We start from the raw sequence: 23,457 nt of genomic DNA, 5'->3' as shown, positions 1-23,457 counted from the left end.
GGTCGGGGGCCCAGTGCCGACGGAAGTCGGCCGCTATTGGACAGGAACGCGAATGCCCAGGTAAGAGGGGGTGAAGTGGGCTGCACCCCTGGTCGACAGCCCGCGATCCGTCCCCCGGAAGACCCGGAAACCGCCCGTCCGGCCCCGGTCGTGGCCGGGCGCGGCGGCGATCACGTCGTCATGGCCGTCGCCGTCGACGTCGAGCAGCGGCGGCCGTGGGGCGAAGGCGTCGAAGCCGTACGGCTGGTGCCGTCCGGGTACGCCCGGGGTGTCCAGATCGACGGCCTGCTCCCCGCCCGCCCCCTCGCGCCTGCTCGCACCCGGCTCGTACTCACCGTCGCACCTACTCGCACCCGGCTCGTACTCACCGTGGCGGCCACGCCCGGACCCGGGCAGCAGGGTGAGCCGGCCCTTGCCGCCGTCCTCCTCCGGGTGGCCACCACGAGGTCGGGGCGGCCGTCGGCGTTGACGTCGCCCACCGCCGGGGAGGCGCCGAAGCCGTCGTCCCCCTGTGGATCGCCGGGCACCCCGGGGCCGGACTGATCGACCGACAGATCCGGACGCCCCGTGCCCAGGCCGGACTTCGCCCCGTGGACGACAGTGAGCTCGCCCGCGCCGCGCGCCCGGCTCTCCGGCCGGCCCCGCGCCGGGCGCGAGCAGATCATCGATCCCGTCGCCGTCGCCGTCGGCGTCCCCGGCGCCGGGCTCGCGCGGCCCGTTCTCGGCGCCGAGGAGATGGGCGAGGCGTACCAGCGCGTCCCCCGACGAGCTCGCCGCCGCCCTGCGCCCGGCGCTCCGCGCCCTGGTCACCGAGGCCGGCTGAGCACACCCGTCACAGCCGCTGAATGATCGTCCCTGTGGCGAGCCCGCCCCCGGCGCACATGGTGATCAGCGCGAACTCTCAGGCCGCCGGTCCCGTACGAGCCCCTCGGCGCCGCCGCGGTGGACGGCGACGGGGGTGAGGTCGGCCGGGTCGGTGTCGGCGGCGGTGTCGTCCGGGTCGTCCTGCCCGGGGTCGTAGCGGTAGGTCGGGACGCAGCACGACGACGGCCACGACTGCGGCGGGGACCAACGAACGCACGGCGATACCTCGCGAGGGAGCCTGCGCGGACAGCGGTTTCTCCGGTCAAGGACTCGTTCGTGATCACCGTGGTTGCCGGGACTGGCATACCCACGAGGAGACCTGCAACAAAGCAGGAGTTTTTTCAGTGGAGTTCCACTAGAGCCCACATAATGCTCACAGAGGTGGGATCGCGTACAAAACGAACAATGATTCGGGGGAACTCACCATGGCGTCACCCGTTACGCGCAGAGGACCCGCTCACCAGCCGGAATACCGCCACTGGCCGGCGGCCAGCCTCCTCGGCAGCCTTGCCGAGGAGCCCCGCGACCAGATGGTCGGGCTCGGCAGGCAGATGTGCTTCGAGAGGGGCGAACGGTTGCTCCGCGAGGGCGAGTTCGGCTCGCACATGTTCTTGTTGCTGAGCGGCTGGTTCAAGGTGGTGGCCAACACCGAGGACAACCGGGAGGCGCTGATAGCCGTGCGGGCCGGTGGCGACATCGTCGGTGAGCTGGCCTGCTTCGACTCCCTGCCTCGGGTCGCGACGGTGATGGCGGCCAGCACCGGCACGACGAAACTGATCAGCCGTCAGGCCTTCCTCCGTTTCCTCGCCTCGCACGAGGACGTTGCCCAGGCGGTCATGTGCGCCGTGGCGGGCAAGCTGCGCTGGGCGACGCGGCGACGGCAGGAGTTCGGAAGCTGCGCGGTGGAGACCCGGGTCGCCCGGGTGCTGGCCGAGTTGCTGCGCGCGTACGGTCAGCCCTGCGCCTCCGGAGTCTCCCTCGGGGTGTCCCTCACCCAGCCGGAGCTTGCCGCCCTGGTCGGCGCCTCCGAGCCGAGTGTGCACCGGGTGTTGCGGTCGCTGCGTCGAGAGCGGGTCATCGAGACCGGCTACCGGCGGATCCTGGTGACGGATGTCCATGAACTCGGCCGCCTCGCCGGCGGGGACGGGGGCGCACCGCTCATCCCACAGCCCCCGCGAGGAGGAGCCAGATCATCGCTGCCAGGACCATCGCTGCCACCCAGGTCACCGCACGGGCGGTATAGCGGTTCTTGACGGCGGCGATCTCGGCGACCGCGTGCGCCGTGGCCCATGCCTGCGTCGCCAACTGCCCATTGCCGGCTTCCCGGTGGTCCCCGGTGTCGAGAGAGAAGCGGTTCGGTGCCGGCTGCCGGCCCTTGCGCGGGCGAACCACCTGGGCCAGCAGGTACCCCGCCACGGTGAAGGTCAGCGCGTACGCGAGCCCTGCCACCCAGAACAGCACACCGAGCGCCCCGGCCGGCAAGGGGGCACGGGCCTGCCCGATCTGGGTGGCGATGACGGCCGCGAGACCCACATGCACCGTGACCAGCGTCCCCGCCTTGGCGTCCGCCTGCTGGGTGACCTGCTGGAACGACGCCATCGCGGCAACGGCAGCCGCCAGTTCGCACGCTACGGGGTCATGCTCTGCCATTTCTCAGTGCCCGCCATCGTGGAAATCGTGGAAGGGGACGTCGTGGAAGGGGACGTCGTGGATCTGGTGGCCCGGATCGTGATGCCACGGGTCCGGCTGATGCGGGTCCGGCTGATGCGGGTCCGGCTGATGCGGGTCCGGCTGATGCGGGTCCGGGTGGGGCGGGTCCGGGTGAGGCGGGTCCGGGTGGGGCGTTTCCCCGTGATGCGTCTCCACATGGTGCGTCTCCACATGGTGCGGGTCCCTGTCATGGGCACCCATGGGGTTGGTGCCGGGCGCGCCGTCGTCCGGACCGTCGAAGTGCCCGTCGACGCCCCCATGCCCCGGATCCGTGCCGGAGCCCGGCAGCACCCATTCCCTCAGCGTCTGGCTGTGCGAGACCACCGTGGCCGCGAGGTGAGCCGCGCCCAGCGCCGGGACGACGAACTCGCGCATCGCCGTGCGCCCCCGCGAGTGGGCCCAGACCACCGGCTCGACCCCCAGGTCCCGGGCCGGCGCCGAGCGGGGTACGTGCAGCCACGCCCGGCAGGAGAAGTCCTTCTTCTCGACGACCACGTCGATCCGCCGGAACTCGGCGGCGGACAGCCCGCGCCCCTGGGGCACGATCACATCCCGGTACATCTCGTCCGGTACGGCGAGCGCCAGGTCGGCGCCCTCCTCGGCCTCCAGTACCTTCCGGACCCCGTCCGAGTCGACCAGCCGGTTGACCAGCACGACGCAGTCGCCCAGATACCCGCGGTCGGCCCGGGAGACCGACCCCAGACCGAGCGCGGCCCGCATCCGCAGTCGGCCGAACGCGCCGGGCGCCTGATTTGCCTGGTAGAGGCCGTCGCGCAGGCCCAGGATCAGCGCCGGGACCACACGTACGGCGTCGATCCCGGCCGGGAAGACCACCAGCTGGCCGTCGCCCTGCACCTGCTGCTGTGCCCGGACCCGCAGCACCCGGGCCCGGCGCAGCGCGTGCTCGACCACGAGCCGCAGCCGGTACTGCGCGTCCTCCTGCTCGGGGTAGGCGTGGCGGCTGTAGTGGCGCAGGTCGACGGCCAGGCAGAGCCGTCTGCGGAAGCGGGCCATCACATCATCGCCAGCTCGTCGACGAGGTCACCGAGGTCGTCGCCGGTCCGGCGGAGGAGCTCGTCCAGCTCCCTGAGCTCCGAGCGGCGCTGCTCGACGGCCTCCTCGCCCTTCTCCCGGATCTCCTGGGCGGAGGCGACGCTGCGGGAGAGTTCCTCGATCCGGGACGTCAGCCCCCCGGTGATCGCCTCACCGAAGGGTTTCATGGTGGTGGCGGTGAACTCCTGGGCCGCCTTCCGGGCCTCCTTGGGGCCTTCCATCCTCATCTGGGTGGCCATCTCCCGGCCGACCGCCTCCCGCATCTTGCCCTCCAGCCGGCCCTGGGCGAGGTTGCTGTGCCAGATGCCCTGGACCACCAGGGCGCCGATGAGCGTCGGCAGCCCGAACGGGGTGAACATCCAGGCCATGGCGATGGCCATGGTCGGCAGCAGGGTGCGCAGGGCCTCCTTGGCGCCGAACCGGGCGCCGACCATGCCGCCGGCCACCCCGCCGATGACGAACCCGCCCACCCCCGCGAGGAAGCGGGTCAGTGGGGCCTCCTCCTGGCGCTCCCCGGCCGCGGCCGCTCCGGTCACGCCGTGCAGATCGATCCGCAGCCGGTCCAGACGTGCTTCGAAGGAGCCCAGTTCGGTGTTCATGCGCTCGGCGAGCTTCTCCAGATCCTGCGCGATGACGGGTTCCAGGGAGTCGGACACCCATTGGGCCACCTTCTCCTCCATGGCCTTCGCCGTGCCGGCGGCGATTTCTCCGGCCACCTGCTTGGCGCGCTCGGGGGCCTTGAAAGGGTTCATGCCGAGATGAGTGGTGGTGGTGACCTCTGCCGCGACCACCGGAGCCTCGTCGGCGACGGCGGCGAGGAAGCCGCCGAGCAGGGTCTCCACCCGCTCCTGGAAGATCCGGGTCTGGTTCTTGAGGTCCATGGCGATCTGCTGGGCCTGGGCCTCGACCTCCCGCAACGGCTGCTGGGCGGCCTCCCAGCGCCGTTCCAGATCACCGGCGCGCGAGTCGAGCATGGCGAGCTCGTGCGGAATGTTGCGGTCCAGCTCCCGGGCGAGGCCGCGCAGGGAGCGGGCCGGTGCAAGGAGCTTCACCTTGTGCCGTTCCGTCACCAGGTACCGCTCCAGCTCCGCCTCCAGTGCGCCGACCCCCGAGCGCTGGAACCCGTCGTCGTCCGCGGCGATCCGGGCCCGGAGCGCCGACTTGCCGTCCACGAAGAAGAAGCGGCCCCGGTCGCGGTCCTCGCCCCGCAGGTCGGTGATGCGCTGCCGGGCCGAGGCCATGACGTCATCGCGCTCATGGTCGTCGATGGCGTCGAAGTAGGTGAAGACGAAGAACGGGTCGTGGGCGTCCAGGTAGGAGCGGAGGAACTGGGTCTCGCTGATGCTCATGGGAGCGATCGCGTGCTGAAGGAAGATCACCGCGTCCGCCTTGCGCAGGTGGGCGAGGGTGATCTCGTCCCGGTTCACATGCTCGTTCAGGCCGGGCGAGTCGATGAGGACGACGTTGTGGCGGCACAGCTCCAGAGGCCAGACGACCTCGGCCTTGACGTAGGGACTGCGTTGGTCGGTCGCCTTGTTGTTGACGGTGATGAGGTCGATCAGCTGCTTGGGGTCGACGGACTCGGGAGTGGTGGCGTTCTCCCGCCACAGCAGGGCGGCGGGCGGGTCACCAGACTTGACCTCGGTGATGACCGCTGTCGCCGGCACCGCCTTGACCGGCAGTACCTCGGCTCCCAGCAGGGCGTTGACGAACGTGGACTTGCCCCGTTTGAAGTCGCCGACCACCATCACATGGAAGGCGTCACTGTCCATGCGCTCCATCAGCGCGGCCACTGATTCCTCCGCCCCGCTGTTGCCGATCTGCTCGGCGATCTTCACGAGTTGCCGGCAGATCCCGGTCAGCCGCAGTCGCTGCGCGGCAGCGGCTGCGTACCCGCCTTCTTCCGTGGTCATGTGTCGCGTCTCCTCTCCTCAGCTCTCACAGCTCTTCCTCAGCCCTGCAGTGCGGACCGGATGCGCGCGGCCAGGGTGGCCGCGGCCGGGGCCAGGGACTGCCAGTCCGTATCCGGCCCGGACGCGGAGTCGAGGGCCGCTCGCCGGGCGTCGCTCCAGGCACGGTGTGACCGGTGCAGCTGGTCGAACACCTCCTGGTAGATCTCCGAGAGCACTCCCACGGTCTGCCGCTGGAAGGCCGTGGTGGATTCGTCGACGACTCGGACGAGTACGGCGTCGACCTCTCGGCGCTGCTGCTCGGTGGCGGCCCTGATGGACGCCTCGGCGAGCAGCCCGCCGAGCAGGCTGAACCCGGCCCCGTACACCATCGGCATCGGGGCCGACCGTGCGGCGGCGATCAGATAGCCCACGACGGCACCGCCCTGTGCGCCGAGCCGGGTGGCCAGCCGCGTCCTGGACAGGCTGGAGACCTCGCCGGAGATCTCGGGCTGGGCCGACAGCTTCAGCGCGGTGGGAGCCGGGCTCGGCCCCGCCTCCGGCAACCAGCGGGACACTTCCTGGTCCAGCCAGTCGGTGTCGGCGGTGAGGGCGGGCAGCAGCACGCTCTGCTCGCAGTTGCGGGCCAGCAGGGCCAGTTCGTGGCGCAGCCGGAACGGCAGGTCGCGCTCCCACCAGCCGCCCGGGTCCGGGGCGCGTTCGAGCTCCCAGCGCAACCGCTCGATCAGGCCGTCGCGCTCCTTGCGGAGGTACTCACGCAGCCGTTCCCCGAGCGAAAGCTGCCGGGCCGTCAGGGAGATGCGGAGCTGTGCCCACTGGCGCTCCTCGCTCTCCAGCAGCGACATGGTCCGCTCGGTCCGCGCCTCGGCCTCACTCTCGGACAGCCGGCCGGCCGCGATGGCCTCGGCCGCGATGCGGGCCATCGCCTCGCAGTGGTCGGCCACCTGCGCGGCGAGTCTGCGGTCGCGCCACAGCGCCCGTCCGCTGCCCTGCGCGAACCCCTCCACGAGGGAGCGGAGAGCCGCCAGTTCGGTCTCTCCGCCGCCGGGCGCGGGGGCGGCCAGGACGGGCAGATTCGGCAGGTCGGACAGCCGCTCCCCGAGGTCCCGCAGCGTCTCCTCCCGGTCGTCGGCGTCGACCAGATCGAGCATGGTCACCACGACGGCGGTGAACGGTACGTGCCGGCACAGGACCTCCTCCTGCAGGAGACGGCGCTCCGTGACACCCATCGGTGAGACGGCGGAGACGACGAAGAGCACGGCGTCGCTTCCGGCCGCGGTACGGCGTACCTGCTCGAACTGCTCCTCCGTGCCGGAGTTGACGCCCGGGGTGTCCACCAGCTCGATGTCCAGCCCGGTCAGCCAGCCGTCGGCCACCGTCACCGTCAGGGAGGGTTCCGGGGATCCCCCCACGTCCCCGGAACCCTCGGTCAGCGGAGTGCCGGTCAGCCCCTGCCAGGGTTCGCCGCCATCGAAACGGCGCAGCTCACGGCGGCCGTCCGGCCATCCGATGCGCAACGCCTCGTCCGGCGCGGCCCTGACCACGACCGGAACCCGGGTGACCGGCAGGGAGCCGGTCGGCAGCAGGTCACGGCCCAGCAGCCGGTTGATCAACGTGGACTTTCCCCGGTTGAACTCGCCCACCACGGCGACCCGGAACACGGGCCGTCCACGCGAGGCGGCCAGGAAGTCCAGCTCCTCGCGGACCTGGTCCTGGCCATGGTCCGCGGCCAATTGGACGGCCTCGCGCAGCCAGCCAGGGGCCTCGGCGCTGACATCGGCGCCATGGGACTCGGCGACTTGGGACTCGGCGACTTGGGCCTCAGGGACGGTGGGCCGCGGCGGTGGCGGGCCGGCCGCGGGCTCGGGAGTGCTGTTCACGGTGGTCACGGCTCCTCCGGTTCAGGGGCGGTACGGGGGGTGGTCTCCCGGCGCATGGCGGCGACCCGCTCACGGCGGCGCCGGGCGGCCGCCGCGGCTTGCTCGGCGGCGGTGATCCCGGCGGCGAGGCGGTCCCGCTGCCGGTCGTTGGCCGCGGTGAGGCGGGCGATCTCCTCGCGCCACTCGTCGTCGTACTGTCGGCGAAGCGCGGCGATGCCTTCGGTGACGCCCTGATGGGCGCGCGAGACGTACGCGGCCACGAGGGCACCGATCTCGGCGTGTGCGGCGTCGATCACCGGGCGGGCCTGGTCCAGGAACTGCTGCCGGGTGGCGTCGGAGCCGCGTACGCCGATGAAGGCGCCGAGCAGCCCGCCGAGGACGGTGCCGATGCCGGGGGCTATGAGGCTGCCGGCGATGGCGCCGGCCGCCGCTCCCCCGCCGGTGCGCCAGTTGTCACCGGTCTCCAGTCGGGCGCCGATCGAGGTCAGCGCCTGGTCGATGCCGGACAGGTCCGGGGCGGGCAGCTCCGTCAGGGCCACCGGGGGCGCCGTGGGAGCGGTCCGCGTCTCGCCTGCGAGCCCGGCCATGCTGCTGTACTGGGCAGCGAAGTCGCGGGCGAGTTCGTCCGCGGCGGACGCCAGCAGTTCGCCCGCCCGGTGAGCCGCCTTGCCAAGGGCCCTCTCGGCGTACCGCCCCAGGCGCCCCCGGACGAGACGCGACACCTCCGCCGCGGCCTCGGCCATTTTGTTGATCTTGTCGCCCGCCACCGCGTCGGCGACCTTGTCCTCGAGCTTCGCCCTGACCGCGGAGAGACCGCGGGTCGGGTCGCCCAGGTGCGGCTCGGTGCTGAGCCGGCTGAGGCCGCGTTCGGCCCACGCCTCCAGGAAGGCCGTGAAGTCCGGCAGCGTCAGGGTGGCAAGCTCGCGGCTGGAGCTGCTGAGCTCGGCGCGACGGCGGTCGGCGGTCTCCTCCACCGCCGACAGCAGTTCCGAGAGCAGTCCCAGGACGGTGGCGGCCACGGCGGACCGACGCCGGTCCGCGGCCAGCCTCGCGATCCGCGCCTCGACCGTGAGGAACGGCGCGAGATGACCGGACTCGTCCGGCACCCTGCCATCGGCCTCGACGGCCTCCGCCAGGGCCTTGCCCGGGGCGCAGGGCAGGAGTACGGCGTCCACGATGCCCAGCTCCTGCAACCGGTGCTCGACGACCTCGACGGCCTCGGGACGCTCGTCCTCCTCGAGCAGGTCGATCTTCGTCAGAACGAACGCGCACCGGTCGTGGTGGTCCCGCAGCGGTCCGGTCAGGAAGTCCACCAGGGTCAGCGACATCGCGGCGACGGCGGGCACCACCACCAGCGCCACGTCCGCCTGGCGCGCCGCCGCCACGGCCAGTTCCCGATGTCCCCGGTCGGTCACGCTGAACCCCGGCGTGTCGACCACCGTGACACCGCCGCCCAGCAACCGGACCGGCGAGAGGATCTGCAGGCCCCGTACCTGCTCGGCCAGGTCGGTGGTCAGCACCCGTTCCAGCGCGCCTTCCAGGGCGGCGGCCCCGGGCCCGTACGAATGCCCCGTCCACCGGGCGAACGGTTCCGAGGGCCATCTCAGCACGGCGTCGTCAGCGGTACGGACCATCAGGCCTTCCGCGCCGTCCCGGTACCGCAGCACCGTGGTGGTGCGTGTGGTCACCCGGGCCGAGGAGGGCAGCATCCGCCGCCGCAGAAAGGCGTTGAGCAGTGTGCTCTTCCCGCTGGACGTCTCACCGAACACCGCGACGCGCAACTCGGGATCCGCGACCCGCGCCTGAACCGACCACAGCCGGGAGCGCAGCACGTCCCGGCGTTCGGCGGGGAGATCGGGACCGGCGAGCAGGCTGTGGACCCACCGCAGATGCCCCGCGACCGCCAGGGCCGACGCATCCCCCGGGCCGTTGATCACCGACTTTCCTGTCACGGCGCCAACGTAGGGCCGATGGCAGAGTCGGCATCTCGTCAGATGATGGGATCGGATGGGATCGGGAGAGGTGCCCCGCCGCCACCCCGCGCGGCTGAGCGCGGGTGTCCGCCGGAGCGCTCCCGCAAAGTCCCGGGTCAGCGCGTTGGACTCCACCTCCATAAAGGAGTTTGCGCAGGTCAGAACGGAGCCGGCGACTGCCGGCTCCGCTAAGGCGTCACGATCGCCGCGCCGAACCTGACGCACATCGCCGTCGACGGGTCGAGCCACGCCACCGACTGGCTGAAGCTGACCGTCGCCCCCGGCAGCAAGTAGGTCCTGAGCTGGACTCGGGTGCCCTTCAGCTCGTGACCGACGCCCGACCGGGAAGACGCGTTGCCCGCCGGTCGGAACCGGCGGGCAACGTGCAGTCTCCAGGCTTGAGCCATGTCAGCCGACCGGATCCGACCGGATCCGACCGGCAGGATCCGGCGTCGGCGAGCCTGCGCGGTGCCCTGGCCGGCAAGGCCCGGCCAGCGCACCGGACGCGCGGCGGGCGCACCCTCATTCGATGAGGGCCGCCTCGAAGGAACCCCCGAGGTATCGGTCCCGGCTGTCGCGCCGCCGCAGCTTGCCGGTCGTCGTGAGCGGCAGCGTCCCCGGCTTGAGAAGGACGACATCGTGCACCTGGATGCGGTGTCCCGCATGGACCGCGCGCCTGATTTCCTGCTTGATCTCCTGGGCGGTCACCTGATCACAGGTCTCGCCTCCGGCTGCCGTCGTCGTCTCGGCGAGCACGATGAGCCGTTCGTGTGCGCCGTCGTCGACCGACACCGCGCAAGTACCGAACGCGCGGACGGCCGGGTGGCTGGCCTCAACGGTGGCCTCGATGTCCTGCGGGTAGTGGTTGGCACCGGCGATGATGATGACATCCTTTGCCCGGCCGGTGACGAACAGCTCCCCGTTCTGCACAAATCCGAGGTCACCCGTACGGAGAAACCGCTCCCCCGGCTGGTCGGGAATGGACCCCATGAAGGTCTCGGCAGTCTCCTTGGGAGCGTTCAGATACCCCGTCGCGACGCTTGGGCCGGATACGAAGATCTCACCCACCTCGTCCTCCCCGCAGGGCTTGCCTGTCTCCCGGTCGACGGTTATAGCCGTGCTCAACGGATGGATCGAGCCGCAGCCGACCAGCTCCCGTCTGTCCTGTGCCGACACGGCTGGGCGCACCTTTCCGGCGGCGAGCGCCTCGGAGTCCAGCCGCAGGACTTCCGGGGCCTGGCCGACCGGCACGGCCGTGACCATCACTGTCGCCTCGGCGAGACCGTACGCGGGGGACAGCGCCTCGCGCCGGAAGCCGGCCTCCGCGAATGCCGCGCTGAAGCGGTCGAGCGTATCGGAGCGGACGGGCTCACCTCCGACCAGCGCCATCTCCCAGCGACTGAGGTCGAGTTCTCGGCGCTGAGCGTCCGTCACCCGGCGGACACACAGGTCGTAGGCGAAGTTCGGCGCGCAGCTGTCCGCGCGTCCAAGCCGGGAGATGGCCCGCAGCCACGTGAGCGGACGCTGCACGAAGGTCATCGTCGGCAGCAGGGTGACGTCCCGGCCGGAGAAAAGGGGGTCGAGGACATTGCAGATGAGGCCCATGTTGTGGTGCGGTGGCAGCCACGATACCGACGACGGGCGGGGCAGCCCCGCGTCGTCGGCAGACCGACGCGTGTAGTCGTATATCAACGACAGATTGTGCAGCACATTGCCGTGAGTGATCGCGACGCCTTTCGGCACACCGGTCGATCCCGAGGAGTACTGCAGATAGGCGACCATCTCAGCGGCGGCCACCGGTGGGGTCCACTCCGGGGCCAGATCCGGGCGTACCTCGTCGGTCGCCACCCGGTTGAGTCGGGCGAGCCCTTCGGCGTGGGTGAGGACGTGCTCCGCGGCGGCAAGCACAGGGCCGGTCGACAGGAACAGCGAGGGCTCGGAACTCGCGGCGATCGACTCCACCCGGGTCCATTTGGCATTGCTCCGCGTGCCGTCGAGCGGAGCCACCGGCACCGGGATCAGACCCGCGTAGACGCAGCCCAGGAAGGCGACGTGGAAATCCAGTCCCGGCGGGTAACTCAGCAGCGCGCGTGCCCGCGCTTCAGGAACCTGCTGTCGTAGCGTCACGGCGACCGCCCGCGCCCGGCGGTCGAGTTCGGCCAGGGTCAGTGATTCTGATTCCTCGACCCCGTCGCCCAGGAACACAAAGCTCTTCCGGTCGGGCTCGGCAGCCGCACGAGTGCGGCACAGGTCGATCAGCGTCGGCAGTGCGCCGTGATCGCCGGCCACCGCCTCGGGCAGGCGGACACCGTGCTCGTGATTGGTTCGCATGTGACCACTCCAAACGGAGGAAGAGGAAGAAGGCCGCGGGCAGTTCGCGCGCCCCCGCGTGGAGCGAGGTTCAGACTGTCGCGAAGGCCCGCGCCCGATACCTGGACCGGCACTGTGCGCGCTGCAACTTGCCGCTGGTGGTGAACGGCAGCGCACCGGCCTTGACCAGGAGAACGTCGTCGGCCCGGAGGCCATGCGCGGCGAAGACGGCCCCCCGGACGGCTTCTTCGACCTCATCCGCCGCGAGGGTCGCGCGGGCACCCGACGGCGTGTCCGGGACGGCGCCGGTCATGACGCGGTACCGGCTGTTGATCTCAGCCAGGACGACGAGGCGCGTGCGTCCGCCGTCCTCGACGGTGAGGGCGCAGCAGTAGCCCTCCCGTATGGCGGGATGGCTTGCCGCCGCGATCGCCTCGATGTCGTACGGGTAGTGCTGCATGCCCTCCATGACGATGAGGTCGTCCACACGGCAGGTGACGAAGAGCTGTCCGCCGTCCAGAAAGCCCAGGCTGCCGGTGCGCAGGAACCGGCGGCCCTCGTGGCCGCGCACGGTGGCGTTGAACGTACGCGCCGTGTCCTTCGGGGCGTTCCAGTACGCGGCACCGATACTCGGTCCGGAAGCCAGGATCTCCCCTGTCTCGTCCGGGGCGCACGGATCTCCGGTGGCCGGATCCACCACCGCGATGGCCATGGACGGGTGTACCTGGCCCAGGCCGACCAGCCGGCGGGCCTCGTCCTCGCGACCGGCTCGCTGCACCTTGCCTTTCGCCAGCGCCACCGCGTCGAACCGGCGGATCACCGGTTCGGCCTCCACCGGCCCGCCGCTGAGCATGACAGTGGACTCGGCGATGCCGTAACTCGGGAAGAACGCCTCGCGGCGGAAGCCGAACGGGGCGAGCATGGCGCTGAACTGGTCGATCATCTCTGCGCGCACCGGCTCGTCGCCGACCACCGCGATCCGCCAGGCGCTGAGATCGAGGGAACGCAGCTGCTCCTCGGAGATGCGCCGCAGGCACAACTCGTACCCGAAACCGGGTGCCGAAGTGATGCCCGCTCCGCGGTCCGATATCGCGCGGAGCCAGTTGACCGGATGCTGGGTGAACGCCGAGGGCGGCATCAGTACGGCGTCGTACCCGGCGTAGATCGGCTGCAGTACCCCGCTGATCAGTCCCATGTCGTGGAACACGGGCAGCCAGGACACGACAGGCGGCAGCCGGTCGAAGTCGTCCGTGGCCTGGGTACCGTTGTCCAAGATCAGCGAGAGGTTGTGCAGGACGTTGCCATGGGTGAGCTCCACACCCCGGGGCGGACCGGTCGTGCCGGAGGTGTACTGCAGGTACGCGATCGTGTCCGGGCCGATGCCGGGGGCATTCCAGCCGTACGCGTCCGTGTCACTGATCTCGTCGGTGGCCACAGAGGTCGGCCGGCGTGGTGTGGAGATGTCCTTCAGCAACGCGTCGACACGGTTCAGCCTTGACCCGTTCGACAGCAGCACATCCGGCTGGCAGCTGCTGACGATTTCCCGGAAGCGCGTATACCGGTCGTCGACTCCGACGCGCAGCACCGGAGGAGCCGGCACCGCTATCAGGCCGGCATACAGGCAGCCGAAGAAGGCGGACACGAAGTCCAGGCCGGGCGGGTAACTCAGCACGGCTCGGGCGCCCTGCGGGGCTTGCCTGCTCAGACGCGCCGCGATTGCCCTCGCCCGGGCGTCCAGTTGGGCGAGGGTGAGCGAGTCGGACTCTTCGAGGCCGTTCTCCAGGAAGGCGAACATCGCCCGATCCGGCTCCCTGGACGCGCGATATCTGCAGAGCTCGACCAAGGTCGTCGGCTCCAGTCGGAATTCTGTGAGGGCATCCTCTGACATCGTGGTCCTCCTGTTCGGCTCGGCCATTGGCATTGCCCTGCCATCCCCCACGACCCGCCGGAACTTGGTTACGTATCCAGCCATTGCTGTACGTGTGCGTCATGGTCGTTCCACTCGAAGAGATGCTAAGTCGGCAGAGAAACATCGGGTATCCGCCGCGGGATGGTGTCCATCCCCCGACCGGAGGCGAGTTTCGAGTAAGCCGGAAGACGGATGAAACCCATCCTCCGGTCGCCGTCACGGTTCCGTCCGTCGGCCGTTACGGAAAGCGCACCGTACTGACTACCGTCATGACGACGGCCAGTGGACGACGAATGGCCCGTATCCAAGGGAGCGCACTTCCCAGAAGCTTCAGAAAGGGAAACTCGATGTCCTACGACGCATCTGACGACTACTTCTTGGGTTATCCGAAGCTCCCCGAACTCCCCGATCTCCCCGGTCGCCCGGACGGGGAGGTCCTCGGTACGACCGGCGTTGTGGTCACCGGTTTGGGAATGACCACGCCGCTGGGTGGCGACGTCCACTCCACCTGGAAGGCGCTGCTCGCCGGCGAATCCCCGATCACCGTGCTCGACCAACCGTGGGCTCGCGATCTGCCCGTACGGCTGGCAGGCCGGCTGAGTCAGGAACCGACCGAGGTACTGGACCGGGTCGAGGCCCGACGGATGGACCGCTGCCAGCAGATCGCGATGGTGGCTGCCCGGCAGGCATGGGCCGACGCCGACGCGCCCGAGGTGGCGCCGGAGCGGCTGGCCGTGGTGATCGGCACCGGCCTCGGCGGCGGGGGGACGCTGATCGACCAGCACGACCTGTCCTTGGCCAAGGGGCCGGGCCGCGTGTCGCCGTTCGCGGTGACAATGCTGATGCCCAACGGTCCGGCCGCCGCCGTCAGTCTGGCCCTCGACGCCCGGGCCGGTGCCCACGCGCCGACCAGCGCCTGCGCCTCCGGAGCGGAGGCAATAGCCATGGGGCTCGCCATACTGCGTGCCGGGCGGGCCGATGTCGTTGTCGCCGGCGGCGCCGAGGCATGCATCGCCCGGCTGTCCATGGCGGCTTTCGCCCGTATGGGAGCCCTGTCCGGCCGTCATGAGGACCCTCAGAACGCATCGCGGCCGTTCGACAGCGCCCGTGACGGCTTCGTCATGTCCGAGGGCGGCGGCGCCGTCGTGCTGGAGCGAACCGAGTTCGCGAAAGCTCGTGGCGCGCGGATGTATGCCACGCTCGCCGGTACAGGGATGAGCTCCGACGCGCACACCATGACATCTCCGTCAGCGGACGGTCAGATCAGCGCGATCCGCGAGGCCTTGCTCTCCGGCGGCCTCGGCCCGCAGGACATTGTTCACGTCAACGCACACGCACCCGGTACGCCCGTCGGTGACCGTATCGAGGCGGCGGCATTGCTGGAATCGCTCGGTCCGCATGCTCTTGTGACGGCGACCAAGTCGATCACCGGCCATCTCATAGGCGGGGCCGGCGCGATCGAGGCCATCTTCACGGTCCTGAGCGTCTTCACCGATGTGATTCCCGCGACCAGGAACCTCGACGACAAGGATCCCGAGGTGAAGGTGGAAATCGTCACGGGAACCCATCGGCGCAGCAGGGTCACCGCGGCCATCTCGAACTCCTTCGGTTTCGGCGGTCACAACGTGGTCCTCGCGTTCACCAAGCCCGCCTGACCACGGGCTCGGGACGCGCCGGAGGACAGGGGCCCGCCGGGGCTTGTTTGGCCCGCGGTGGCTGGGGCGGGTGCACGAGACCGCTCCGCTGGGCCATCAGCGCCGCGTGCATCCGGTTCGGCAACTCGAGCTTGGCGAGGACGCGCGAGACGTGGGACTTCACGGTGGCGAGCGTGACATGCAGTTCGTGGGCGATCTCCTGGTTCGACCTGCCCATGGCTATACCGCGGAGAACTTGGGTCTCGCGGCCGCTCAGGCTTGCCAGGGCGGCCGCGTGAGACCGCTCATGCGGCGGCGGCAGGATCTCGAACCGATCGATCAGCCGTCGGGTCATCGCGGGGCACAAGAAGGCCGCGCCGTCAGCAACCGCACGGACGGCTGAGATCAGCTCGTCCTGGCTGGCACTCTTGAGCAAAAAACCACGTGCGCCCGCCTTCAGCGACCAGAACAGATGGCTGTCAAGGGCGTTGCTGGTCAGGACAATCACCCCAGGCGCGATTCCGGGTACTGCCGTCCCCAAAGGCTGGGTGAGTTTCCGGATAAATTCGTATTCGGCATCCACGAGGACGACCTTCGGCCGCCGCAGCTCGGCCATGCGTAATGCTTCCTCGCCGACCCTCGCATCGGCGACCACCGTGATATCCGGCGCCTCCCCGAGAGCCTGACGGAATCCGCGACGCACGAGATCCTCATTGTCGACCAGCATTACTTCCAACGTGCTGAAGTCGTCTATCATCCGCTCCGCCTGTGCGATGTTCGGAAGTGCCCGTTGCCTTCGGCAACCAGCAACCGGAACTGTGCGTTTCACTGGCTGTGCTGGAGAATGTTTGGGGTACAGCGGTTGCACACGTGATGACCGTGGGGGCGCGCCGAGCGCTATAGGCAGTGGTGGCCGATAAGGCGCACGCCCCCTGGTCCGCACGCACATCTGGACTAAGCTGACGGGCAGCCTACGGCGGGATACGCCGCATCGGTCCCTTCCGATGCTAGGGGGATTGGCAGTGCTGGTTCCAGGCAATGGCGGCCATGCTGTTGGCCGTTCCGGACACAGGGCGGCCTCCGGCGAAGTCTCCACAGCTCCGCGGCTCTTCAAGCGAGGCATCGCAGGCGTGCGCGCGATGGTGGATGTGGGCGTCGGGCGCGGAGTGCCCGTACGGGCGAGCCTCGCCGGCAGCGGTGTGGACGAGAACGCTCTTGCCGACGATGCCGCACATGTCCGGGCCTGGCAGGAGCTCACTGTGGCGCAGAACCTGGTCCGCGCCACGGGCGACGCTCCCGGCCTGGGGCTTGAGGTCGGCAGCCGGATTCCGCTGCGTACGTACAGCGTGCTGGGCTTCGCGCTGCTCGCCAGCCCGACGCTACGCGAGGCCGCGGCTGTGGGATTGCGCTACCTGGAACTCACCTTCGCCATGGTCGGGATCCACCTTCAGGAGGACGGAAACGAGGTCCGTCTCGTCCTGGACGACGGGCTGGTGCCCCCGCCCGTCCGGCACTTCTTCATTGAGCGAGAAATTGCCAATATCCGCACCATCCTTGACACCATTGTGGGTCGGCCCTTCACTCCCCACCGGCTGGATCTGCGCTTCCCACGGCCCGAAAAGTCCGCCCCGTCCGAGGCGTTTGACGACGTGCCCATCGCCTTCGGGGCGCCGCGCAACGCGATCGTCATCCTGACGGCGGTACTGGAGCAGTCTCTGCCGCAGGCTGACCGGCACACCATGCAGGTGTGCGAACGCGAGTGCAGGCTCCTGCTGGCCCGGCGCACCGACACCGGATTCGCAGCGCGGGTACGGGAGCTGCTCATGCAGTGGCCGGACGGCATCCCCGACATGGGCGTTGCCGCAGCCGCGCTGCACGTCTCCACCCGCACTCTGCACCGGCGCCTGGCGGTGGAGGGCACGTCCTACCGGCGTCTGGTCGACGCAGCGCGGCACGCTCGTGCTGTTGAGATGCTGTCCACCCTCGGACTCGGGGTCGACCAGATCGCCGTACGTCTCGGGTACGCCGACGCGGCGGCCTTCATCCGCGCGTTCCGCCGGTGGACCGGTGCGACCCCCGGTGCCTACCGAACGCGATCAGTACGCAACCTGTCGAGGACACACGCCTGAGGCGGGATCCAGCAGGCGGCGCGTCCGTTCCGCTGTCGAATCCTCGCTCGACCGCCTCGTGACGGGCGCGCGCCCCTGACCGGAACGGAGGGCCGTGCGCCACGTGACCAGCATGAACAACGCCACCAGACTCGGCGCGCACACCCACACGAACGTCTCGCTCCAGCGGCTGAACCCATGATCAATTGGGGCAGCTCGGGCTCCTCAGCAGCCGGCGAGCAGCTCGGCGCAGGCGTCGAGGACAGCAATCAGGTCGGCGCTGTCCTGCCCCTGCGGAGGAACTCACGCCGAGGCCCCAGCACGTGCTCGTGAACCGGCTGCGCTCGACGGTCTCCATCGTCCGGCGCTGCTACGGCGCCTGGCCGGGGGCCGGCTCCCCGCGGAGCCGGCCGAGCCGGTGAAACCGGCGGCACAGAGCGCGACCGACCGGTAACCCCTCCCGAAATTCCGTCCGGGCCCGTCCGCATGCCGGATGGGTCCGGACGGTCCCGCCGCCACCTTTGTGATGAGGCCCCCGCGCATGGCGCCATGCGCGGGGGCCATCGTCCACGCTGCCGGCGCCTACCCGGACTGCGCGGCGTCGGCCTGCTGTCGTTCACGCTCCGCTTGCTCGCGGCGCTGTCGTTCCCGTTTTCCGTAGGCGGCGCGGCGCACCGCTTCGTCGCTCTCGAATTCGGATCCGAGGGCTCCGCCCACGATGGCCGCCGCGCTCGCCAGCGACGCCAGGCGCGCGTAGTCGCCCAGTCCGACCGGGCGACCCACCTGCTTGGCCAGCACTCCGCCCTCAATGAGGAACAAGGACACCGCGAAGTCCACGACATAGAGGCCGACGAGACCGACCAGGACGCCCAGGGACAGGGTCAGGACCGTGGAGGCGTTGTACAGCGCCGCCTTCTCCCTGTCCTCGGGGGAGGGAGAATCGGGCCGCTCCCACAGACGCCGGTGGACGATGAGCCAGGTCACCATGGACGCCACCGAGAAGAGGGAGATCGCGGCGAGCCGCTCGGCCCGGATCCCGGTGGCCACGTTCCACACAGCCCCGTTCATCACGGCGATGGCGCTGGTGGCCAGCGCGGCAGCGAGCGCCTTGGCGAGGGCGGGGACCAGCCGCCAAGGGCCGTTGGCGCGCACCATTCCGAGCAGCAGGCGCAGGCGTCCTCTCGCCGGAGACCCCACGATCCGCAGATCGACAATCTCTTCGTCCGTCGCCACGCGCTTCACGGGGGCGGTCCGCTCCGGAACGATCGGTCCGGTGGTGCCCTGGCCCGGCCGCGTGGAGCCGTCGCCGGTCGTGGTGAGCATCAGATCTTTCAGGAGCCGGACGACGGAGCGACGGAGCCGCCGCCGTAGGAAGATCCCGCCGAGCGCGGGCAGCGACACCAGCGCCACCCGGTCTTCGGCGTCCACATCGACCACCAGTGGTCGCCCGCCGGTGCGCAAGGGCAGATCGGTGAGGCAGATGGCGATGTCCCAGTTCTCCCGGAGCTTGTGCTCCCGTGTCGCGTTGAGGATCGCGACGCTGTCGTGCAACGTGGCGGTCAGCGGGTCACGGACGACCCGCAGGCTCCACTCGATGTCTCGGTTCACGGCTTCGGCGAGCAGTTCCGGCAGATCATCGGCCAGCTCCTCCGCCAGTTCCGCCGGAGTGTCCGGATCGGCGAGGAGGCCCACCACAACGCGCGGCTGCCCGTTGTCCGTATCGGGCGTAGCCCGCATCACCACTCCCGTCTTCCGCGATGTGAGCAGCAGGTGCTGGGGCGGGCCGTGAGGCCGCGCCGAATCACGGTAACGGCACGCTCCCGAAGGACGGCGGCGACACGCACGCCCGGCCACCTCTCCGCGGTGATGCACCGTGAAAGCGTCACATGAGCCGCCTGCCAGGCGGACTTCTCACCGCCCGTCGACGAGTGGTCGCGGCGAACATGACTCGCCGCCACTCCGGAGGAGTACGCAGAGCGCGATAGCCGCTGCCGATTACCGTGGTAGCGATGGCACACACCGCGGCGCACCGCCATCTGGTCACAAAATCTGCCCCTTAAATGATCTCCGAATGTGAGCGGGCTGCGGTTCACAGGCGCGGCAAGCGTTCGAAGTCATGCCGCCCTCGGCTCACCACCGTGCCACCCCTCATCTGTGAGTCTGCCGAGGCACCGGCCCCTGTTGCTAACGCGGACCAATGGCTGGATCTATCCCCGCAGCCCGCGTGCCGATGGGCTCCTGATGGCACAGGTGTTCGCTGTGGTGTCCGTGATAGGACGCTCCTGAGTGCTTCAACGGACTTCCGGTGCGCCACACGAGAAGTCGTACACCGCGAAGTCGGTGATCGGGCGGTACCCGATCCGCTGGTAGAGACCGTTGCTGGTGGGGTTGGCCAGGTCCGCGAACAGCAGGACCTCCGCCGCGCCTGCGGCCAGCGCGGCCCGAGTCACCTCGACCGTCGCGGCGCCCGCGTAACCGCGGCCGCGCAGATGGGCTGGGGTGTAGACGGGGGCCACCCGGATCTGGCCGGCGACCATCGGGCTCATACCCGCCATGGAGACCGGGGTGCCGTCCGGCGCCTCCCAGAACGTGACGCGGCCGGAGGCGATGCGTGTGTCGGCCCAGGAGCCGGCATCCGCGGAGGCGGATCCGCCGATGGCGGCGACGAACTCGCGGTACCAGAGCATGAGTTGCTCGCGATCTTTCTCGCCCGCGACTCGACCCCGGCCCTCTGGGGCCGGCTGTGGTGATGTGAGCGTGCTAACTGGGGGCGCAGGACACTAGCGGGCTTGCGGTGCAACCCGACCCGGCCGAGCGGTCGGCGCGCAGCGGCGTCCTCGATAACGAAGTCCCCGCTGTGCCGCTGCGAGCCTTCCAGGAGAAGCTGGGGCACTCCTCGCACCAGATCACGTCCGACACCTACACCAGCGTGCTGCCCGAGATGATGCGAGCCGAGGCCGAGTCGGTGATGGCTGTCGTCCCGCGCGACATCCCTTTCCAGGTGCACACCCCGCTGGAGATCCCCGAGACGGCCCGGCAGGGCGACCTCGCCGCCTTCTTCGCCCACGGCGCACGGCGGTCAGGGGACACCTGGGCCGTTGGAGCGCAGACCCAACCTGACTCGGATCCCCTCGGCATGATCGTGCTGGCCGACCGGGGCCAGGACGACGCCGCCAACGCGGCCATGAAGTGGATACGCGACCACTGCGCCGCGAACGACCTGGAACTGGTTCGGGTCGAGAACTTCAACGACCGGTACCCGAAGGAGCAGCGATCGGACTTCTCGCTCACGCGCTTCACTGTCGCCCGCTCCGAGTCCCCGGGCCTGGATGGCTGGGAGCTGCCCACGGGCCTCCCGCCCACGGCATGAGGCCCCGCCGCCATACTCCGTGCAGGCGCCAGAAGGCGGCGTGAGGCCCCTGTGTCCACTGATCCGTCCTTGTGTCCACTACGGGTCCACCGGATCTTGGTCTGAACGGATGAACGGGGTTCGCCACACTGGAGTGGCGACCCCCGTTCTCTCGTTTCCGCAGGTCAGAGTAGGGCCGCCCGCGTAGTGCGTCGGTGGGGCGGGTGGGACTCGAACCCACGGCCGACGGATTATGAGTCCGCTGCTCTAACCGGCTGAGCTACCGCCCCGTAACGGCGCGTCGCGCACATCTGCGCGCTCCGTCTGCCGCAGCATAGCCGCTCATACGATCTGTTGCTTCGGGGGGCCGATGATGGGCACCCCCATGCCTTCGATCATGACGTGGATCACTGGGCGGCCACGAAGCAGGGCATCGAGCAGGGCATGACGCAGGGCATGAAAAAGGGCCCCGCGGGGCCCTCTTCAGCTGCTCCCCCGACTGGACTCGAACCAGTAACCCTCCGGTTAACAGCCGAATGCTCTGCCAATTGAGCTACAGGGGACCGAGCTCCCCCGACTGGACTCGAACCAGTAACCTGCCGGTTAACAGCCGGCTGCTCTGCCAATTGAGCTACAGGGGATTGCTCCGTGTGCCTCGACCGCGCCCTCGTCCGGGGGCTCCCGGACGGCGTGCGCTCGCTGCGACACATACATTAGCGCAAGCAGGGGGGTGCTCCGCCAATCGGTATCCCGGCAGCTGTCACCGGATGATCTGTCGATGGTCTGTGGGTGATCTGCGGCGTGGGCGGGTAGGCGAGCGGCACGACTCCGGGTCCGAGGTGCAGGACAACGAGAAGGGCAGGTCGATGCGCTACCGGCTGACGTTCATGACCGGGATGGCTGTGGGTTACGTGCTCGGCGCGCGGGCCGGCCGCGAGCGGTATGAGCAGCTGCGCAAGTGGTCGCAGCGGCTCGCGCAGAATCCGGCCGTCCGCAATGCGGCCGAGTCGGCCGCGCACGGGGGCCGGCAGGCCGCCGTGAAGGCGGTGGAGAAGGCCCGGCCGCTGAAGGAGCGGTTCGGGCAGCGCGAGGAGCATGGCGTGGAGGAGGACGACTGGGGCACCAGCAACACCTAGCCTCCGCGGTGGCATGATCTGGTCCATGGGGATAGTCGCCGGGTTGGACAGTTCGTCCGACAGCACACGAATCGTCGTCTGTGACATGGATACGGGTGCCGTGCTCAGACAGGGGTACGCCCCGCATCCGGCCGGCGGCGCCGATGTGGATCCACAGGCGTGGCTGATGTCCCTCGGCGAGGCCGCCGAGGGCGGGCTGCTGGAGGGGGTGCAGGCCATCGGCGTCTCGGCGCAGCAGCACGGGCTGCTCGCGCTGGACGCGGCCGGAGCGCTGGTGCGGCCCGCGCTGGTGGGCAACGACAAGCGCGCCCAGGCCGCGGCCGCCGACCTCATCGAGTCGCTCGGCGGCCGCACCGCGTGGGCCCAGGCCGTCGGCTCCGTGCCGACTGCCTCCCAGCCGGTGGCCAAGCTGCGCTGGCTGGCGCGGGCCGAGCCGGAGGCGGCGCAGCGCGTGGCCGAGCTGATACAGCCGCACGACTGGCTGGTGTGGCAGCTGCTGGGCCGGCCGCTGCGGCGTACGACCGACCGCGGCACGGCCTCCAGCAGCGGCTACTGGTCGGCGGCGACCGGCTCCTGGCGCCCCGATCTGGTGCACCTGGCACTCGGTCATCAGGTGCGGCTGCCGGAGGTCATCGGCCCTGCCGACGCCGCCGGGCACACCCCCGAGGGGCTGCTGATATCCGCCGGGACGGGCGAGACCATGGCGGCGGCCTTCGGTCTGGGCGTCGGGCTCGGCGACGCGGTGATCTCGCTCGGGGCCTCGGGCTCGGTCTTCTCCGTCCACCATGAGGCGCTGGCCGACCCGACGGGCACGATCCTGTCGTACGCGGACGCGACCGGGATGCATCTGCCCGTCGTGCACACGCTCAACGCCGTACGGGTGCTGCGCGGCACGGCGGAGCTGCTCGGCACCGATCTGGAGGGGCTCTCCGCGCTCGCGATGAAGTCCACCTCCGGTGCGTACGGGCTGGTGCTGCTGCCGTATCTGGAGGGCGAGCGGACCCCTCATCTGCCGCATACGGCGGGCACGCTGACCGGGCTGCGGCGCGAGTCGATGAAGCCGGAGCATCTGGCGCGGGCCGCCTTCGAGGGGATGCTGTGCGGGCTCGCGGACGCGCTGGACGTGCTGCGCAACCGTGGGGTCCAGGTGCGGCGGGTGTTCCTGCTGGGGCCCGCGGCCGATCTGCAGGCCGTCCGGGCGATCGCGCCCGCGCTGCTGGGGGCGCAGGTGGTCGTGCCACAGCCCGCGGACTACACCGCCCTGGGCGCGGCCCGGCAGGCCGCCTGGGCGCTGGGCGTCTCGCACGGCACCCACGCGCCGCAGGATCCCCCGCGGTGGCCCGCGGCGGCCAGCCAGATCTTCGAGCCGGGGGACGAACTGGCGGTCGGGCAGGCGGTGCGGCAGCAGTACGTGGCCGTGCGGGAGCAGACGCACCCCGGGGCGTTCGACGTCTGAGCCCGGGTGTTGGAGGTCCCGTCTGAGCCCGGGTGTTGGAGGTCCCGTCTGAGCCCGAGTGTCGGAGATCCCGTCTGAGCCCGAGTGTCGGAGATCCCGTCTGAGCCCGAGTGTCGGAGATCCCGTCTGAGCCCGAGTGTCGGAGATCCCGTCTGAGCCCGAGAG

General features: G+C 70.2%; 17 protein-coding genes, 3 tRNA genes and 1 pseudogene. 6 read left to right on the top strand and 15 right to left on the bottom strand.

The window, feature by feature from the left end:
- Positions 1–33: 33 nt before the first annotated feature.
- Positions 34–174, bottom strand: a complete 141-nt coding sequence (locus ABZU99_RS30695) for a hypothetical protein (RefSeq protein WP_356048143.1) — start codon at positions 172–174, stop codon at positions 34–36.
- Positions 171–665 carry an FG-GAP repeat protein gene (locus ABZU99_RS30690; RefSeq protein ID WP_356048145.1) on the bottom strand — a complete coding sequence of 165 codons (495 nt, stop codon included), beginning with the start codon at positions 663–665 and terminating at the stop codon, positions 171–173. The genes ABZU99_RS30695 and ABZU99_RS30690 overlap by 4 nt, the downstream gene beginning before the upstream one ends.
- A gap of 624 nt (positions 666–1,289) precedes the next feature.
- On the opposite strand from ABZU99_RS30690, the gene ABZU99_RS30685 reads away from it, so the two are divergent.
- Complete coding sequence (locus ABZU99_RS30685) at positions 1,290–2,117, top strand: Crp/Fnr family transcriptional regulator (protein WP_356048147.1); 828 nt, start codon at positions 1,290–1,292, stop codon at positions 2,115–2,117.
- Here the strand turns inward: ABZU99_RS30685 and ABZU99_RS30680 are convergent.
- From ABZU99_RS30680 to ABZU99_RS30650, 7 genes are all read right to left on the bottom strand, one after another.
- Positions 2,023–2,514 carry a hypothetical protein gene (locus ABZU99_RS30680; RefSeq protein ID WP_355943805.1) on the bottom strand — a complete coding sequence of 164 codons (492 nt, stop codon included), beginning with the start codon at positions 2,512–2,514 and terminating at the stop codon, positions 2,023–2,025. The two genes, ABZU99_RS30685 and ABZU99_RS30680, sit on opposite strands and share 95 nt — an antisense overlap.
- Positions 2,515–2,517: 3 nt before the next feature.
- Positions 2,518–3,588 carry a hypothetical protein gene (locus ABZU99_RS30675; protein WP_356048149.1) on the bottom strand — a complete coding sequence of 357 codons (1,071 nt, stop codon included), beginning with the start codon at positions 3,586–3,588 and terminating at the stop codon, positions 2,518–2,520.
- Positions 3,588–5,540, bottom strand: coding sequence for a dynamin family protein (locus ABZU99_RS30670; protein WP_356048151.1), 1,953 nt, complete (start codon positions 5,538–5,540; stop codon positions 3,588–3,590). The genes ABZU99_RS30675 and ABZU99_RS30670 overlap by 1 nt, the downstream gene beginning before the upstream one ends.
- A 38-nt stretch (positions 5,541–5,578) precedes the next feature.
- Positions 5,579–7,417: a dynamin family protein gene (locus ABZU99_RS30665; RefSeq protein WP_356048153.1), complete on the bottom strand. Its 1,839-nt coding sequence runs from the start codon at positions 7,415–7,417 to the stop codon at positions 5,579–5,581.
- 5 nt (positions 7,418–7,422) lie between these two features.
- Positions 7,423–9,369, bottom strand: coding sequence for a dynamin family protein (locus ABZU99_RS30660; RefSeq protein WP_356048155.1), 1,947 nt, complete (start codon positions 9,367–9,369; stop codon positions 7,423–7,425).
- A 543-nt stretch (positions 9,370–9,912) separates the two neighbouring features.
- Positions 9,913–11,721, bottom strand: a complete 1,809-nt coding sequence (locus tag ABZU99_RS30655; RefSeq protein WP_356048157.1) for a fatty acyl-AMP ligase — start codon at positions 11,719–11,721, stop codon at positions 9,913–9,915.
- A 70-nt stretch (positions 11,722–11,791) separates the two neighbouring features.
- The gene (locus tag ABZU99_RS30650) at positions 11,792–13,588 is read right to left on the bottom strand and encodes a fatty acyl-AMP ligase (RefSeq protein WP_356228077.1); all 1,797 of its coding nucleotides are present in this window, start codon (positions 13,586–13,588) and stop codon (positions 11,792–11,794) included.
- A gap of 101 nt (positions 13,589–13,689) precedes the next feature.
- On the opposite strand from ABZU99_RS30650, the gene ABZU99_RS30645 reads away from it, so the two are divergent.
- Positions 13,690–15,264, top strand: a complete 1,575-nt coding sequence (locus ABZU99_RS30645; RefSeq protein ID WP_355943819.1) for a beta-ketoacyl-[acyl-carrier-protein] synthase family protein — start codon at positions 13,690–13,692, stop codon at positions 15,262–15,264.
- Here ABZU99_RS30645 and ABZU99_RS30640 read toward each other — a convergent pair.
- The gene (locus tag ABZU99_RS30640; RefSeq protein WP_356048162.1) at positions 15,248–15,970 is read right to left on the bottom strand and encodes a response regulator transcription factor; all 723 of its coding nucleotides are present in this window, start codon (positions 15,968–15,970) and stop codon (positions 15,248–15,250) included. The genes ABZU99_RS30645 and ABZU99_RS30640 overlap by 17 nt on opposite strands.
- Before the next feature lie 412 nt (positions 15,971–16,382).
- On the opposite strand from ABZU99_RS30640, the gene ABZU99_RS30635 reads away from it, so the two are divergent.
- Entirely contained in the window at positions 16,383–17,372 is a 990-nt protein-coding gene (locus ABZU99_RS30635) for an AraC family transcriptional regulator (RefSeq protein ID WP_355944073.1), read from the top strand.
- Positions 17,373–17,933: 561 nt separating this feature from the next.
- On the opposite strand, the gene ABZU99_RS30630 is transcribed toward ABZU99_RS30635, so the two are convergent.
- Together ABZU99_RS30630 and ABZU99_RS30625 are read right to left on the bottom strand one after the other, a co-directional pair.
- Complete coding sequence (locus tag ABZU99_RS30630; protein ID WP_356048164.1) at positions 17,934–19,088, bottom strand: hypothetical protein; 1,155 nt, start codon at positions 19,086–19,088, stop codon at positions 17,934–17,936.
- A gap of 554 nt (positions 19,089–19,642) precedes the next feature.
- Positions 19,643–20,116, bottom strand: a pseudogene (locus tag ABZU99_RS30625) (GNAT family N-acetyltransferase); the annotation flags it as partial.
- Positions 20,117–20,145: 29 nt separating this feature from the next.
- Here ABZU99_RS30625 and ABZU99_RS30620 point away from each other — a divergent pair.
- Complete coding sequence (locus ABZU99_RS30620; protein ID WP_356048166.1) at positions 20,146–20,721, top strand: hypothetical protein; 576 nt, start codon at positions 20,146–20,148, stop codon at positions 20,719–20,721.
- Between the two features lie 195 nt (positions 20,722–20,916).
- Here ABZU99_RS30620 and ABZU99_RS30615 read toward each other — a convergent pair.
- The 3 genes from ABZU99_RS30615 to ABZU99_RS30605 form a co-directional block, all read right to left on the bottom strand.
- Positions 20,917–20,990, bottom strand: a tRNA-Ile gene (locus ABZU99_RS30615).
- 200 nt (positions 20,991–21,190) lie between these two features.
- Positions 21,191–21,263: transfer RNA gene (locus tag ABZU99_RS30610), tRNA-Asn, on the bottom strand.
- Between the two features lie 5 nt (positions 21,264–21,268).
- Positions 21,269–21,341 (bottom strand) — tRNA-Asn (locus ABZU99_RS30605).
- A gap of 144 nt (positions 21,342–21,485) precedes the next feature.
- Between ABZU99_RS30605 and ABZU99_RS30600 the strand changes: the two genes are divergently transcribed.
- Together ABZU99_RS30600 and ABZU99_RS30595 are read left to right on the top strand one after the other, a co-directional pair.
- The gene (locus tag ABZU99_RS30600) at positions 21,486–21,836 is read left to right on the top strand and encodes a YtxH domain-containing protein (RefSeq protein WP_356048168.1); all 351 of its coding nucleotides are present in this window, start codon (positions 21,486–21,488) and stop codon (positions 21,834–21,836) included.
- A 25-nt stretch (positions 21,837–21,861) separates the two neighbouring features.
- A complete protein-coding gene (locus tag ABZU99_RS30595) occupies positions 21,862–23,292 on the top strand; it encodes an FGGY family carbohydrate kinase (RefSeq protein WP_356048170.1) in 1,431 nt (476 codons plus the stop codon).
- Positions 23,293–23,457: the final 165 nt, after the last annotated feature.

The sequence above is a fragment of the Streptomyces sp. NPDC005266 genome (assembly GCF_040607655.1).
Lineage (GTDB): Bacteria > Actinomycetota > Actinomycetes > Streptomycetales > Streptomycetaceae > Streptomyces.
Note: the sequence above shows the minus strand (reverse complement) of the source record. Positions and strands in the feature narration are given on the sequence as shown.

Excerpts from the sequence above, each read along its gene's own strand:
- ABZU99_RS30645 (WP_355943819.1), top strand. The coding sequence starts at position 13,690 with ATGGTCGTTCCACTCGAAGAGATGCTAAGTCGGCAGAGAAACATCGGG.
- ABZU99_RS30595 (WP_356048170.1), top strand. The coding sequence starts at position 21,862 with ATGGGGATAGTCGCCGGGTTGGACAGTTCGTCCGACAGCACACGAATC.
- ABZU99_RS30655 (WP_356048157.1), bottom strand. The coding sequence starts at position 11,721 with ATGCGAACCAATCACGAGCACGGTGTCCGCCTGCCCGAGGCGGTGGCC.
- ABZU99_RS30670 (WP_356048151.1), bottom strand. The coding sequence starts at position 5,540 with ATGACCACGGAAGAAGGCGGGTACGCAGCCGCTGCCGCGCAGCGACTG.
- ABZU99_RS30650 (WP_356228077.1), bottom strand. The coding sequence starts at position 13,588 with ATGTCAGAGGATGCCCTCACAGAATTCCGACTGGAGCCGACGACCTTG.
- ABZU99_RS30640 (WP_356048162.1), bottom strand. The coding sequence starts at position 15,970 with ATGCTGGTCGACAATGAGGATCTCGTGCGTCGCGGATTCCGTCAGGCT.
- ABZU99_RS30635 (WP_355944073.1), top strand. The coding sequence starts at position 16,383 with ATGGTGGATGTGGGCGTCGGGCGCGGAGTGCCCGTACGGGCGAGCCTC.
- ABZU99_RS30690 (WP_356048145.1), bottom strand. The coding sequence starts at position 665 with ATGATCTGCTCGCGCCCGGCGCGGGGCCGGCCGGAGAGCCGGGCGCGC.
- ABZU99_RS30675 (WP_356048149.1), bottom strand. The coding sequence starts at position 3,588 with ATGGCCCGCTTCCGCAGACGGCTCTGCCTGGCCGTCGACCTGCGCCAC.
- ABZU99_RS30630 (WP_356048164.1), bottom strand. The coding sequence starts at position 19,088 with ATGCGGGCTACGCCCGATACGGACAACGGGCAGCCGCGCGTTGTGGTG.
- ABZU99_RS30685 (WP_356048147.1), top strand. The coding sequence starts at position 1,290 with ATGGCGTCACCCGTTACGCGCAGAGGACCCGCTCACCAGCCGGAATAC.
- ABZU99_RS30680 (WP_355943805.1), bottom strand. The coding sequence starts at position 2,514 with ATGGCAGAGCATGACCCCGTAGCGTGCGAACTGGCGGCTGCCGTTGCC.